Source organism: Clostridium sp. SY8519 (assembly GCF_000270305.1).
GTDB lineage: Bacteria > Bacillota > Clostridia > Lachnospirales > Lachnospiraceae > SY8519.
In genome coordinates this window covers 1,479,729-1,494,630 of the sequence record NC_015737.1, presented here as the reverse complement: position 1 = coordinate 1,494,630, position 14,902 = coordinate 1,479,729, and the positions used below count along the sequence as shown (strand labels likewise).

Sequence of the window (14,902 nt, the reverse complement as noted above, 5' to 3'; positions counted from 1 at the left end):
TCCTTGGTGGATTTTGTGTGGTAACTTAATTTTACCGATGGCAATAGACTATGTCTATTTTTATTCAATTGAATTTGCGAAACTTATTATACGTTAGGGGGTGCGGACAAAAAACCTGGACTTCCTTAGGGCTCCAAAAAGGAGCTGAGTATGTATTCAAAAGAACAGCGTGAGAAAGCATTGCAGCTATATGATCAATGCCATTCCGTTACTAAAGTAATCCGGACGCTAGGATATCCTAAAACACGACAAGGGATGTATCTATGGATAAAACAACGTAACGAAAGTCCGAAAGAAAAATCGCCGAGACGACGAATAAATAATTCACCGGAACATCCTTTGCATCCATCTCTTGAAACTAAGCTAGATATTCTTCATCGTTGTTTTATAGATGGGGAAAATGTACAATTAGTATCAGAAGAGACAGGATATAGCAGAGCCTCTATTTATACATGGAGACGGAAATATCAAGCAAGGGGGATGGCGGCATTGATGAACTCTAAGGATGATTCCAGAGGTCTTCTTGAAGAGGGAACACCTTCTTCATTGAAAGAGTTTGAGGATCTCAAGCAGCAAATACAAGATATGCAGCTTGAAATCGACGTATTGAAAGAAACTATCAACGTCTTAAAAAAAGACCCCGGCGTCAACAAGGAATCCCTGACGAACAGGGAAAAGGCAGTGATTGTTGATGCCTTAAAAGACCGTTATCCACTGCCGATTCTATTTCAAAAACTACATATCTCAAAAAGCAGCTATTATTATCAGGAATCAACTAAGCGTAAGGCAGATAAATATGCTACCGTCCGAAAACGTATTGTGGATATCTTTAAGGAAAACAAAGAGTGCTATGGTTATCGCCGAATTCACGGAATGCTACAGAAAGAAAATATCACCCTTTCAGAAAAAGTCATTCGACGAATAATGAAGGAAGAACATTTGGAAGTTGGTGTAAAAAGGCGTAGAAAGTATAACTCTTATAAAGGTGAAATCTCTCCAGCTGTGCCGAATGTGATTCAACGAAACTTCCGTGCCGATAAACCAAATGAGAAGTGGCTTACAGACATAACCGAATTCGCAATACCTGCCGGGAAAATATATCTATCACCAATCGTTGACTGTTTTGATGGTATGCTTCCAGCATGGACAATCGGCACAACGCCAGATTCTGTACTTGTCAACAGCATGCTAGATAAGGCTATAGAAACGTTATCATCTGATCAAAGACCTCTAGTACATTCAGACAGAGGATGTCACTACCGTTGGCCAGGATGGGTCGAACGGATAGAAAAAGCAGGCTTAACACGTTCTATGTCGAAAAAAGGATGTTCTCCAGATAATTCTGCCTGTGAAGGATTGTTTGGTCGATTGAAGAATGAGATGTTTTACAATCATGATTGGACAGGTATTGGTATTTCTGAATTTATAGCAACTCTTAATGAGTATCTTATTTGGTATAACGAAAAACGCATTAAGCTATCACTAGGAAATAAGAGCCCAAGGGAGTACAGACTAAGTCTTGGATTAGTTAGTTAACGGTCTAAGAAAATGTCCGCACCCCCTTATCAAAACAAATCCATACAAACGGAACCGTCCCTGCTGCTGCGCGGCGGATCTCTGCCGGAGCCGTATGGGGCTGCCATATCGCGCTTGCTGCAGTCATTGCAGTATTATCCTTCCGTCTCTATTTCTCATTCTAAAATAAAACGGTCAGTTCCTGCGGGATTCTTCCCCTGACACAAACAGGACCCCGGATGGATACACGCCTTGAAAAAGGCCGCATCCATCCGGGGGCCTGTTTTTCTTTCATCCGGTTTTATTTATCAACATTGATATTGATATAATCCGGCGTACTGCTGAATTTTCGCATTTCTGTTACCGCTTCACTGTCCTTCGCAATATAGTAAAGTGTATCGCCGTACAGAATGACATTTCCAGAAACTTTACCGCTTTCATACAGGGTATAAACTCTGGAATGATCTGCGTTTTCTGTCTCATACGTCCCCTTTCCCAAAATCCGGAACTGTTTGTAAAGCGTATAGTTCTTCTGATCGGTGAATACAAGATAGGTCGTATCATCCATCGTACCCTGCGTCATATAGGATCCGACAATTCGGTTGGACAGCTGTTTTTCATTATTTCTGGAATGAACAAGCTCGACAGCAGCCAGAATAACGAGAAGTGCTGCTACTGTGATCAAATATGCCCGTTTGATTTTTTTTACTGAATTTTTTTCCATAATCTTCTTTTCCATTCTCTGAAACACGCGCCAATTATTCAGGCATCCAGAGCACCGACGGATCTATATCCGCAATCCGGGAACACCCGGTCTGTCCCATGATCCGCCGCATTTCCTCGGTGATTCCCCGAACCACTTTGGTCACCCCCTCTGCGCCGTCCATTTCCAGTCCTGCCATCAGCGCCCTGCCCACCAGAACACCGTCCGCGCCCAGTGCCAGTGCCTTATAGACATCACTGCCCCGGCGGATATCGCCGTCTGCCAGTATGGGAATCCTGCCTCGGACCAATTTGGCAATCGCCGGAAGAATCCGCAGCGGCGGAACGGAGTAATCCATCACAGAACCGCTGTGGCTTGAAACTACAATTGCCGCTGCCCCCAGATCCAGCGCTTTTTTCGCATCCTGGAGAGATAATACTCCTTTAAAAATAAACGGGAGCCGTGTGGCGTCCATGATGCGCTTCATCTCCTCAGAGGACTTTGGCGCAACGATCTGATCCGCTACCATTCTGTCTCCGATCTGCGCGCCATAGAAGAAAGAGATGTCCATGCCGGTGGCGAAACAGCCTTCCTCCTCCGCCTGCCGGAGCTTCTCCAGGATCAGATCCGTGTCTTTATAGGGTTTGATAATTTTGACTGTCGGCGCCCCTGCCTGACAGATTTCATGCAGTTCCTTCTGCTGCCCGATACCGGCCCACATACAGGCTCCAGCCGCGGCAATGCCGCGGGCAGTTTCCGCCATGCCATGGGGACAGATATTGTTCAGACCGGACAATGCCGCAGACATCACCGGCGTGTCAAATCTCCGGCCGAGAAAAGTGATGGCCGTATCCGGATGCTCCACGGCATCCAGCATACGGGTTTCCAGCTGGATGCTGTCAATATATGCCCGGTTGGCACGCACGGAAGTCCCGCTTTCCGTGCCTCTGACTTTTTGAATCCCCCGGGCCAGCAGCCGCTGCCGCCCCTCTTCCACATATTCTCCAATCATGCCTGTTCCCCCTCAGATTCTGATTTTTCTGTATCTCAGTTTTCTTCCGTATCCGATGACTTCTTATCAGAAGACTCCAGTGATTTCAGCGCTTTGGATGCCCGGTTCCGGTAGATAAAGGATCCGCTCTTTTCGCTGCAGAGCTGCAGATATTTCTTCGCCTGTTTCGTATCTTTCAGCTGCACATAGCAGTCCCCCAGATAGTAGGCTGCCTTGTAACGGTCATAGCCTTCCTCTTCGTCCACGACTTTTTTCAGAGACTTGGAGGCCGCTTTGTAATCATTCTGCCAGTAGGCCGTCATGCCCTCGTTGTACTCCTGCTTCAGCAGTGTCGTCTTGACTACTGCCATGATTTCATCGTAGATCTTTTTGTTGTCGGAATCCAGCAGTTTGCGCTGGACTTTTTCCATATATTTCCCGGCAGAAGTATAGCTTTTGCTTCGGTACAGATCATACGCCTTCATCAGGTTCTGATAGGAAGTGATGGTATCCTGCGCGTCCGCTGCTTCCTGTTTGGCGTCTTTTACCGCCTGCTTCTGCTCGTCGATTTTTTCGTTCAGCGCGCTGATCTCCCGGGCTTTGGAGGAAATCGTCGCATTAGCCTCCACCAGCCCGTTGCTCTGTGCCGCGTTCTGGCTGTGACGAATCGCGGGCACCACAAGAAACCCCACCACTGCGGCTCCCGCAACAGCGCCGATGATCAGATTCACCACCGAAGCCATGGAACTGTTTTCCTGCAGGTCACGATACCAGTCCTTTAAGGATCTGCGCTGCTTTTTTTCCTTTGGCCGCAGTACTTTGCCGTCACGGCCGAGATATCTGCTGCACTCTTCCCGATATGCCCTGGCCGTCGGATTGCTCCGGTCGATGGCTTCCACCCGTTTTAAGGATTCCATCGCCTGGTCATACTTTCCTTCCCGCATCTGCAGCAGCGCCATCAGAAGATGGCCTTTCACCAGATGGGGGCTCTGCTCCAGCACTTTTCTCAGCTGGATCACTGCCAGGTCATAGGTCTGCTGATGGCAGTACTGCAGGCACTGGTTGTATTTGTGTATCGTCAGGTTCATCCGGTCAATCTGACTGCCTGTCTGCTGGCAGGAAGCCAGAAAATACCGGGCATCGTTCTCCTGGGACTGAAAGTTCAAACTGATGCACCATTCACTGAAGGCCAGATACAGCTCGCCCATTTCCATATATACGACGCCCAGCAGATTGCGGGCGTCTGTATTGCGCTTATTGTACTGAAGGCTCAGTGTCAGCGCCTGCGCCGCATAGGACAGTTCCCGTTTTTTTGCTTTTTCCAGGCCCTGATTGTACAGATAATTTGATATAAACTGGGTTTTTTTCCAGATGCGGACATCGTTGCCGCATCTCGGGCAGAAATTGCTGGTATCCAGCTCTGCCCCGCAATAACAGCATTTCATGAATTTTCCCTCCTGCAGAACGCTACTGTTCCTGCTCGCTGCCTCTGTTCAGCAGTTCCTGCACAATATCCATTACATCCCGCAGATCATGGGTATAAATTGCGTCTTCCGCGTCATCCAGTTCCGGACTGGGTTCAAATTTTTTTAATTCTTCTTCAAAGTCAAACATTGCTTTCTCCTGTCGCTGCCGGTCCGCTGTCCGGTCTGCGGACAGTCTCCAGCAATGCACCGATAAAATACAGAGAACCGGTGCAGAATATTCTCTGTCCCGGCTTCCGCTCTGTCAGAAGCCGGTGAAATGCTTCCTGATATGATTCTTCCGTGAAAATCTGCGGCTGCAGATACTCCGGAAAGGCTTCCTTCAAACATATGCAGTCCAGCCCCCGCTCCGAGGGAATCCGGCTGATCACAATTCTGTCCCAGCGCATCCCTGACAGGATCTGCGCGCAGCGGTGATAGTCTTTTTCCCGTACCATGGAATACAGCAGCAGCGGCGGGTAAGGGTCTTCTCTGCAGATCCGTGCCGCATTGTCTGTAAATTCCCGGATGCCGTCCGCGTTATGGGCGCCGTCAAAGATCACCCCCGGCAGAATCTCCTGCATCCGTCCCGGCCATACGGTATCCGCCAGCCCGCGGGCAATGGCTGCCTCCTGCTCCTCTGTGGTCAGATTCCGGAGAAATTCGTCGGTTTCCGTCAGTACGCGGAAGCCGGTAATGGCCAGCGCCGCGTTCACCACCTGATAAGTGGCCGCGAAGGGAATCTGCCACACTGTTTCCTTATCATACGCAGTGGACAGGGAAAAATCAATACTGCCCCCTCTGCTTTCACGAATTCTACACATATTTTTAAGAATTTCGTAAAATGCCGATCCCCGGGCAGCCGCTGTCTCCCGGATCACCCGGGCAGCCTCCGGATTGCTGCCGTCAAAGATCACCGGCACGCCGGGCTTGATGATGCCGGCCTTTTCCTCCGCAATCCGGGCAATGGTGCTGCCCAGATACTCCGTATGCTCCAGACTGATGGAAGTCAGGATACACAGTTCCGGATGTCTGACCACATTTGTGGTATCCAGCCGTCCGCCCAGCCCGGTCTCCATGACCACATAGGGAATCCGGTGCTTTTGGAAAATCAGCATGCCGATGGCGAATATGAACTCAAAATAGGTGGGATAATCCTCTCCCTGCCGGTGCATCAGATCCGCCGTATCCCGGACCAGCTGATAGGCTTCCAGAAAATCCCTGCGGCTGCACATGCCCTCCGGCAGGCGGAACCGCTCCCGGATATCCACCAGGTGGGGAGAGGTAAACAGGGCCGCCCGGCAGCCTGCTGCTGTCAGAATGGAATACAGAAAACTGCAGGTGCTTCCTTTTCCATTGCTGCCCGCCACATGAATCACCCGGAACTGCTCCTGGGGATTTCCCAGGGCTTCCATGAATTTTACCGTATGGGTCATGGGGTTCTTTTTTGTGAAATGGGGCAGATCATTCAGATATGCTTCCGCTTCCTCTACTGTCATCGGTATGTCTCCTGTTCTTCCGCTTTATTGTACAAGAAGGGATGCCGCTTTCCATCCGTTTCGCGGCACCCCTTGGAGATTCGGTTTATTTTAACTGTTCCAGACGTCTGGTTACGTCTTCCATCATCTGCAGGTATTTTTCCTGTTTTGCCTTTTCTTCCTCTACTTTTTCGCGAGGCGCCTTGCTCAGGAATTTTTCATTGGACAGCATTCCTTTGGAACGTTTCAGCTCTTTTTCCAGTCTGGTCTGCTCCTTGCGCAGCCGTTCCCGCTCTTTGTCCAAATCCACCAGCTCTTCCAGCGGCACATACACCACTGCCTTCGGGATCACTACAGACACCGCGTCGTCCGGTATTCCGGCCTTATCCTTCTGTACCAGCACATCGGTAGCGCTGATGAGATTGCTGTAATCCTGCCGCAGCGCGGTATAGCAGTCTGCCAGGTCCTGATCTTCCGTCACGATGAAATAGCCTGCCTTTCTGGATGGCGGCACATTCATCTCCGACCGCATGTTCCGGACTGCCTTTACCAGCGTCATCACCGCGTCCATGGACTGCTCTTCCTGCGGATACTCCCAGTCCTGACGGAATTCCGGCCAGGCTGCCAGCATAATGGTCTCTTCCTCCGGATTAAGCGTGCAGTAAATCTCCTCCGTGATGAACGGAAGAAAGGGATGCAGCATCTTTAAGGCATTGGTCAGCACGGTCTTCAATACCCAGAGCGCCGTGTCGGCGGCTGCCGGGTCTTTCTCCTTCTGATACAGGCGCACTTTGGCGATCTCAATGTACCAGTCGCAGAATTCCTCCCAGATAAAGTCATATACTTTCTGGACGGCAATGCCCAGCTCATATTTGTCCATATTTTCCGTCATTTCCCGGGCCAGGGTATTGACACGGGACAGAATCCAGCGGTCCACGGGCTGCAGGTCCGCGGCTGCCGGCTCCGCCGGCTGGGTATCTCCCAGATTCATCATGATGAAACGGGAAGCGTTCCACACCTTGTTGGCAAAATTGCGGCTGGCCTCCACGCGCTCCCAGTAAAAACGCATGTCGTTGCCCGGCGCATTGCCGGTAATCAGTGTCAGACGCAGGGCGTCCGCGCCGTATTTGTCGATTACTTCCAGCGGATCGATGCCGTTGCCCAGGGATTTGCTCATCTTGCGTCCCTGGGAATCCCGCACCAGTCCATGGATCAGAACCGTGTGGAACGGTACCTCCCCGGTCTGCTCCAGTCCGGAAAATACCATTCGGATCACCCAGAAGAAAATAATGTCATATCCGGTGACCAGCACATCCGTCGGATAGAAATACTTCAGTTCCGGGGTCTGCTCCGGCCAGCCCAGGGTAGAAAAGGGCCACAGGGCGGAAGAGAACCAGGTATCCAGCGTATCCTCGTCCTGATAAAGATGGGTGCTTCCGCACTTCGGGCAGACTGCGGGCGCTTCCTTGGCCACGGTCATCTCTCCGCAGTCTTTGCAGTAATACGCCGGTATCCGATGGCCCCACCACAGCTGTCTGGAGATGCACCAGTCGCGGATTCCCTCCAGCCAGTGCATATAGGTTTTGCCGTAGTTCTCCGGCACGAATTTCAGCTTGCCGCTCTTTAAGGCCTCGATGGCAGGTTTCGCCATTTCTTCCATGGCCACAAACCACTGGGGCTTGATCATCGGTTCCACCGTGGTATGGCACCGGTCATGGGTGCCCACGTTGTGCACGTGTTCCCGCACTTTTACCAGAAGTCCCTGTGCGTCCAGTTCTTTTACAATGGCTTCCCGGGCTTCATAACGGTCCATGCCTTCGTATTTTCCGCCGTTGGCATTGATGGTGCCGTCATCGTTCAGGATATTAATCTCTTCCAGGCCGTGGCGTCTGCCCACCTCAAAGTCGTTGGGATCGTGGGCCGGTGTAATCTTCACACAGCCGGTGCCGAACTCTTTGTCCACATAGGAATCCGCGATCACCGGGATCTCTTTGTTAACGATCGGGAGGATCAGGGTCTTGCCGATAAGGTCCTGATAGCGGGCATCCTCCGGGTTGACAGCTACCGCGGTATCTCCCAGCATCGTCTCCGGTCTGGTGGTGGCGATCTCCACATATCTGCCTTCTTCGCCGGCAATGGGATAGCGGATATGCCAGAAATGGCCTTTCTGCTCTTCATGCTCTACCTCGGCATCCGAGATGGAGGTCTGGCATTTCGGGCACCAGTTGATGATCCGGGATCCTTTGTAAATATAGCCTTTTTCGTAGAGACGGATAAATACTTCCCGCACTGCCTCGGAGCAGCCCTCGTCCATGGTAAAGCGTTCCCGCTCCCAGTCCGCGGAAGATCCCAGCTTCTTTAACTGCCGGACAATCCGTCCGCCGTATTCTTCCTTCCATTCCCAGGCATATTTCAGGAATTCTTCCCGGGTCAGGTCCTTCTTTTCGATGCCTTTTTCCTTTAAGGCGGCCAGGACTTTCACTTCCGTGGCGATGGCGGCGTGATCGGTTCCCGGCTGCCAGAGGGCCGAGTAGCCCTGCATCCGCTTATACCGGATCAGGATGTCCTGCATGGTATTGTCCAGCGCGTGTCCCATGTGCAGCTGACCGGTAATATTTGGCGGCGGCATCACAATCGTGAAGGGCTTCTTCTCCGGATCCACCTTTGCGTGAAAATAATGGTGATCTTCCCATTTTTTATACAGTCTGTCCTCCAGTCCTTTCGGATCGTAGGTCTTTGCTAATTCTTTCATAGATTCATGATCCCTTTCTGCTGCTGTATTCTGCAGATTTCTGCTCATATCTTCAGCGGTTTCCCCAGGAAACCAATTCCATATTTTAACACAAATTCCATATCCTGCCTACCGTTTAGCGATTGCGGCCGAAAATATATGTGGCGAAAAAAATCACTGCCGCAATCACAATAATCGTGGGGCCGGTAGCCACATTCGCGAAATAGGAAATCACCAGTCCCAGCAGACCGCTGAACACGGAAAAAATCACCGCAAACAGATGGTATTCCCTGACATTTTCGGAAATGTTGCGGGAAGCCGCCGGCGGCAGAATCAGCAGCGCGTTAATGATCAGGATACCGATCCATTTGATGGAAAGCATTACCACCAGCGCGATCACCGCCGTAAACAGATTTTCAATCACTGCCACGCGAAAGCCTCTGCTTTTTGCCAGCACCGGATGAAGGCTCACTGCCTGCAGCTGGTTAAAACACAGGATCCAGAACACCAGCGTGGCCAGAAAGATCAGAAACAGTCCGATCACCTCGCCCCTGGTAATGCTTAAGACATCGCCGATCAGCAGACTGGAATATTTGCTGAAATTGCCGTTGCGGGACAGAATAATCAGGCCCACGGCTATGCAGCTGGAAGACAGCACCGAAATGATGGTGTCCGTGGAGGCCGGACTTTTGCTCCGGATCAGATTCAGAAGCAGCGCAAACAGGACGCCGAAGATCATCAGGGACACGGTGGTGTTGGCGACGCCAAAGAGTACGCCCACCGCCATGCCGCACAGGGCGGAATGGCCCAGCGCATCTGAGAAATAGGCCATCTTGTCGCTGACCACCATGGTGCCCAGGATGCCAAACAGGGGAGTGATGATCAGAATCGCCAGAAAAGCCAGACGCATAAAGTCATAGGTAAACAAGGTCTGAAAGACTGCCATGCTATTCCCCCTCCTTCCAGATTCCCATGGTTGTGTGCTTCCGGTTTCCGATGGCGGAGGTCCGCGCTTCCTCCCGGAGACGCTCCCGGGGGATCCGGTCCAGGTCATAAGCGCCGAATACCCGGTGAAACGCTTCACTTCCGTATACCTGACGCACCGATCCCTGGGCCAGCACCCGGTGTTCCAGGAGAATCACCTGATCCGCGTAGGCCGCCACATAATCCAGGTCATGGGAAATCAGGATCACCGCCAGGTCGTAATGGGTCTTCAGATCCTCAATGGTGCGGAAAAACAGGTCCATGCCGTTCTGGTCAATGCCGGACACCGGCTCGTCCAGCAGGAGCAGGTTGGGTTCGTCCATCACTGCCATGGAAAGCATCACCCGCTGCAGCTCTCCGCCGGAAAGATTGCAGACCTGTTTGTCGATCAGGTCCTCCGCGTGAAACACGGCCAGCGTTTCCCGGATTCTGCGGTACAGTTTTTTGTTTCTGGCCAGGAAGGCCGGAAACCGGGACTGATAGCAGACAAACATATCATAGACGCTTAAGGGGGTCTTTTTTTCCACATTCAGCGACTGGGGCACATATCCGATCCGCATGTGCTGGATGTGTCCGTCTTCCCGGTCTTTAAATTCAATTGTGCCGGTATGGGGCACTGCCCCCAGAATCGCCTTGATCAGGGTCGATTTACCGGCGCCGTTACGGCCGATGACCGCCGCCAGCTGTCCGCAGTGAATATGCATGCTCACATCGGACAGAATCGTCTGCTCCCCGATGGTGACGCCGATCTGATTGATTTTTATGCAGTGCAGACCGCAGGGTTCGATTAATTTATGCATTTACTGTCCGCTCCATTTGCGTAATTTATCAATATTGGACTGCATGCCCGTTAAATAGGCATCTTTGGAATACTTTCCGCGAACCAGCGTGTTCATGTACAGCACCTCCGCGTCGGTCTCGGACTGAACGGTATTTCCCATGCTTTCGCCGTAGAGACGTTCCGCCAGTACCAGGCGGACGCCGTCATTGCGGATCGCCCCCAGGATTCCGGAAACCTCATTGGCGCTGACCTGCCGTTCTTCATCCAGATCCAGGTCCGCCACGGTTTTCATGTCGAAATTTTCCGCGAAAAACTCCAGGGCTTCATGAAATACGATAATCCGGCGGCCGGACAGTTTCTTTTTCAGGTCGGCAGATGCATCGATCAGTTTCTGGATTTTGGCCTGATACGCCCGGGCATTGGCCGCATAAGCCTCCGCGTGGTCCGGATCCGCTTTGGAGAGTCCCTCCGCGATGGCCTGGACCTGTTTCTGATAATCCGCCATATTCATCCAGTAATGGGCGTTGCTCTCTTCCTCTTCCCCGGATTCTTCCGGTTCGGACCCGTCTCTCTCTGCCCCATGCCCGTTCTGCGCATCGGAAGCCTTTTCCTCTTCCCCGTTCTGCGCATCGGCAGTCTTTTTTTCTTCTTCCTCCAGCCGGTCAGCCGCCTCTTTGGCAAAGGAAGCGCTGGTGTCTACCAGCTCCAGATCCTGATACTGCTTCGCGACGGATGAAAGGAAGGACTCCATGCCTCCGCCATTGATCAGGAACACATCTGCCTTGGAAAGATGCTTCATGTCTTCTGTGGTCAGCTGGTAATCATGCAGGCAGCCGGTCTGTTCTCCCGTCAGATTCGTCAGAGTCACCCCTTCTGTATCGCCGATGACATTTTCCGCCGCGATATAGATGGGGTAAAAGGAAGTCACTACCTTCAGGGTCCTGTCTTTCTGTGTTTTTCTGACTGTTCCGGCACCGCAGAAATATGCGATTATCAGTCCTGCTGCCAGTATCACCGCCAGCAGGATACTTACGAATAAATACTTGTTTTTCATTTGCGTTTTCCGGGTTTTCCCTTTTTGCGGGAAGCTGTTTTTTCCTGTTTCTTTCTGCGCTGCTTTATGGTTTTCTTTGCGGAAGTCCTTCCGGTCTCCTTCCAGCGGGGCTTTTTCTCCGGATCCCTTGTTTTTACCGGTCCTGCTTTTTCCGGCTCTTTCTCACAGCCGGTCAGCTGTTCCATCAGAGCCCAGATTTCTTCCCTGCCTTCGCGGGTTTCCGCGGAAAACGGGATGACTGCCGCGTCTTCCGGCATATGCAGGGTTTCCCTGATCAGATTCAGCTGACGGTCTACCTCGGTTTTTTTGATTTTGTCCTTTTTGGTGGCAATGATAATCGGCGCGTAGCCCTGATACTCCATCCATTCATACATGCGGACGTCATTCTCCTGGGGCGCATGCCGGATGTCCAGCAGCAGAAACACAGCGCACAGCTGCTGTGACGTATGGAGATAATGTTCAATCATTTCTCCCCATTTTTCTTTTTCTGCCAGGGTGATCTTCGCGTAGCCGTACCCCGGCAGATCGGTAAGATACATCTGATCGTTCACATTATAAAAATTGATGGTCTGGGTCTTGCCCGGACTGGAAGAGGTCCTGGCCAGGGATTTGCGTTCCAGAAGGCAGTTGATCAGAGACGACTTACCTACGTTGGACTTGCCCGCAAAGGCGATTTCCGGCCTGTCATGATCCGGAATCCTGCTGGTGTACCCGCAGACGGTCTCCAGTTCTGCTTTTCTGATAATCATATCTATCTCCTTCCCTGTTACTGCGCCGGTTCCGGGGCCGGCTCCGCCAGTGCCGCGGACAGTACTTCATCCATATTGCTGACATAGGTGATATCCAGTCCTTTGGTGATTTCGGAGGAAAGTTCCTCCACATCCGGCCGGTTTTTCTCCGGCACACATACCGTATGGATTCCCGCCATGCCGGCCGCCAGGAGCTTTTCCTTCAGGCCGCCGATGGGCAGTACTTTGCCCCGCAGCGTAATCTCCCCGGTCATGGCTACGTCGCCTTTTACCGGGATCTCCGTTACCGCGGAATAAATCGCGGTGGCCATGGTAATGCCCGCGGAGGGGCCGTCCTTCGGTACCGCGCCTTCCGGAATATGGATATGGATGTCGTGGCTGGCAAAATAATCTGCCGCGATGGCATGGCTTCCCTTGATCGAGCGGATATAGCTGATCCCCGCCTGGGCGGACTCTTTCATGACATCGCCCAGCTGCCCGGTCAGACGGATGTTGCCCTTTCCCGGCATGACATTGGTCTCAATGCGCAGGGTTGTGCCGCCTACGCTGGTCCAGGCCAGGCCGCACACAACGCCGATATCATCTTCTCCGCTGATTTTCTCTTTCTGGAAACGTTCGTGTCCCAGATATTTTTCCAGATTGGACTCGGTAATGTGGACCTTTGTTTTTTTCTTTTCAAAGATCTCGCCGGCTGCTTTCCGGCAGATCTGACCGATCTTTCGTTCCAGCCCGCGGACGCCGGCCTCCCGGGTATATCCTTCGATGATATGGCTAAGGGCCGCGTCTGAAATGCTCAGCTGGTCTTCTTTCAGTCCGTTGGCCTCCCGCTGCTTCGCGATCAGATGCTCTTTCGCGATATGCATCTTTTCATTGGCGGTATAGCTGGATACTTCGATGATCTCCATCCGGTCCAGCAGCGGACGGGGAATCGCGCTTCGGTCATTGGCCGTTGTCAGGAACAGTACCTCCGACATATCTACCGGAAGTTCCACATAATGGTCCACGAAACGGGAATTCTGCTCTGAATCCAGCAGTTCCAGCAGCGCGGACGCCACGTCTCCCCGGTAATCGCTGCCGGTTTTGTCGATCTCATCCAGCAGGATCAGCGGATTGCTGACGCCGGCGTACCGAATCGCCGCGATGATCCGCCCCGGAATTGCGCCTACGTAAGTCCTCCGGTGTCCCCGGATTTCCGCTTCGTCCCGGACGCCGCCCAGACCGATGCGCACGTATTTTTTGCCTAACGCTCTGGCGATGGAACGGGCAATGCTTGTTTTGCCGGTGCCGGGCGGTCCCACCAGGCAGATAATCGGACTGCTGCCCTTTTTCGTCATATTGCGGACTGCCAGGAATTCCAGGATCCGTTTTTTCACTTCTTCCAGTCCGTAGTGATCCTCGTCCAGGATCTGCCGGGCGGCCTTCAGATCTTTCCGGTCTCTGGAGGTCTTGTTCCAGGGCAGGGACAGCAGGGTCTCGATATAGGTGCGCTGTATCGTGCTCTCCGCGTTAAATCCGGAACTGCTGCGAAACCGGCTGATTTCTTTTTCGATCTGTTCTTTGATCTCTTTCGGGGCGCTGAGTTTTTTTAGCTGTTCTTCGTATTTGTCCGCTTCCGACTCTTCGTTTTCACCCAGTTCCTCACGGATCGCCTTCATCTGCTCCCGCAGGATGTATTCCTTCTGGTTCTGGTCCATGCGCTGCTGAACCTTCTCTTTCAGCTCATTTTTGATCCGGATCACATTTGTCTCGCGCATGAGGAATTCCAGGAGGATCTCATACTGTTCCTGAATGCTGTCGGCTTCCAGCATCCGCTGTTTTCGCTCAAAATCCATGGGGAGGGCGCTGCCTGCCACCCGCACCAGGCTGACAATGCCTGTCAGTCCGTCGATCTTGCCAAGCAGCTCCTTTCCCGCCGACTGGTTCACCGTACAGTAATCCATCATGCTTTCCAGAATACTGCGGATCATGGCTTCCTCGGTCTGACTGTCCGCGGACAGTTCCGACAGTTCCGGCAGGAGTTCCACCTCGGCCCGCAGATACTCTTCCCCTTCAAAAATATGCACCAGACGTCCCCGGGACTCCGCATGCACCAGCACGCGGAGCGCATGGTTCTGTAATTTCAGGATCTGGCTGACGGTTACGACCGTGCCGGTCCGGCAGATTTCCTCCGGGTCCGTCGGAATCTCCTCCCGGCTGCCGTCCTTCTGCGCTGCCAGAAAGATCCTGCTGTCTGAAAGCAGCGCCTTTTCCACGGCTTTGACGGATTTGTCCCTGCCCAGATCAAACTGCGCCACCGTATCCGGCAGGATCGCCACATCCCGCACTACAACAAATGGCAGTGTCACGATTGTCTCGTTCATACAACCTCCTCATTGATTCACAGAAAAAAGATCCTGTTTTCCTGCAGATGCGCACACCCGCAAACAGCCAAATCGCACAGAAAGCCGCCGTGC

At 52.3% G+C, this 14,902-nt stretch carries 12 protein-coding genes; 1 reads left to right on the top strand and 11 read right to left on the bottom strand.

Annotated elements, in window-relative coordinates; genetic code table 11:
- Window positions 1–150 precede the first annotated feature (150 nt).
- Window positions 151–1,536 (top strand): IS3 family transposase, encoded by a 1,386-nt coding sequence (locus tag CXIVA_RS07050; protein ID WP_013977316.1) that lies wholly within the window; start codon window positions 151–153, stop codon window positions 1,534–1,536.
- 280 nt (window positions 1,537–1,816) lie between these two features.
- Here CXIVA_RS07050 and CXIVA_RS07045 read toward each other — a convergent pair whose 3' ends face one another.
- From CXIVA_RS07045 to lon, 11 genes are all read right to left on the bottom strand, one after another.
- Window positions 1,817–2,239 carry a hypothetical protein gene (locus CXIVA_RS07045; RefSeq protein ID WP_013977315.1) on the bottom strand — a complete coding sequence of 141 codons (423 nt, stop codon included), beginning with the start codon at window positions 2,237–2,239 and terminating at the stop codon, window positions 1,817–1,819.
- A 34-nt stretch (window positions 2,240–2,273) separates the two neighbouring features.
- Window positions 2,274–3,230 (bottom strand): alpha-hydroxy acid oxidase, encoded by a 957-nt coding sequence (locus CXIVA_RS07040; RefSeq protein WP_013977314.1) that lies wholly within the window; start codon window positions 3,228–3,230, stop codon window positions 2,274–2,276.
- Between the two features lie 35 nt (window positions 3,231–3,265).
- Entirely contained in the window at window positions 3,266–4,654 is a 1,389-nt protein-coding gene (locus CXIVA_RS07035) for a tetratricopeptide repeat protein (RefSeq protein WP_013977313.1), read from the bottom strand.
- 22 nt (window positions 4,655–4,676) lie between these two features.
- A complete protein-coding gene (locus CXIVA_RS14185; RefSeq protein ID WP_013977312.1) occupies window positions 4,677–4,823 on the bottom strand; it encodes a hypothetical protein in 147 nt (48 codons plus the stop codon).
- Window positions 4,816–6,171, bottom strand: coding sequence for a Mur ligase family protein (locus CXIVA_RS07025; protein WP_013977311.1), 1,356 nt, complete (start codon window positions 6,169–6,171; stop codon window positions 4,816–4,818). The genes CXIVA_RS14185 and CXIVA_RS07025 overlap by 8 nt, the downstream gene beginning before the upstream one ends.
- Before the next feature lie 85 nt (window positions 6,172–6,256).
- Complete coding sequence (locus tag CXIVA_RS07020; RefSeq protein ID WP_013977310.1) at window positions 6,257–8,902, bottom strand: valine--tRNA ligase; 2,646 nt, start codon at window positions 8,900–8,902, stop codon at window positions 6,257–6,259.
- A gap of 115 nt (window positions 8,903–9,017) precedes the next feature.
- A complete protein-coding gene (locus CXIVA_RS07015) occupies window positions 9,018–9,827 on the bottom strand; it encodes a metal ABC transporter permease (protein WP_013977309.1) in 810 nt (269 codons plus the stop codon).
- A gap of 1 nt (window position 9,828) precedes the next feature.
- Window positions 9,829–10,665 (bottom strand): metal ABC transporter ATP-binding protein, encoded by an 837-nt coding sequence (locus CXIVA_RS07010; protein WP_013977308.1) that lies wholly within the window; start codon window positions 10,663–10,665, stop codon window positions 9,829–9,831.
- Window positions 10,666–11,700, bottom strand: coding sequence for a metal ABC transporter substrate-binding protein (locus CXIVA_RS07005; protein WP_013977307.1), 1,035 nt, complete (start codon window positions 11,698–11,700; stop codon window positions 10,666–10,668). It abuts the gene before it with no gap.
- Window positions 11,697–12,449, bottom strand: a complete 753-nt coding sequence (gene yihA, locus CXIVA_RS07000) for a ribosome biogenesis GTP-binding protein YihA/YsxC (RefSeq protein ID WP_013977306.1) — start codon at window positions 12,447–12,449, stop codon at window positions 11,697–11,699. Before yihA ends, CXIVA_RS07005 begins: the two co-directional genes overlap by 4 nt.
- Window positions 12,450–12,466: 17 nt before the next feature.
- Window positions 12,467–14,809, bottom strand: a complete 2,343-nt coding sequence (lon, locus tag CXIVA_RS06995) for an endopeptidase La (protein WP_013977305.1) — start codon at window positions 14,807–14,809, stop codon at window positions 12,467–12,469.
- Window positions 14,810–14,902 lie beyond the last annotated feature (93 nt).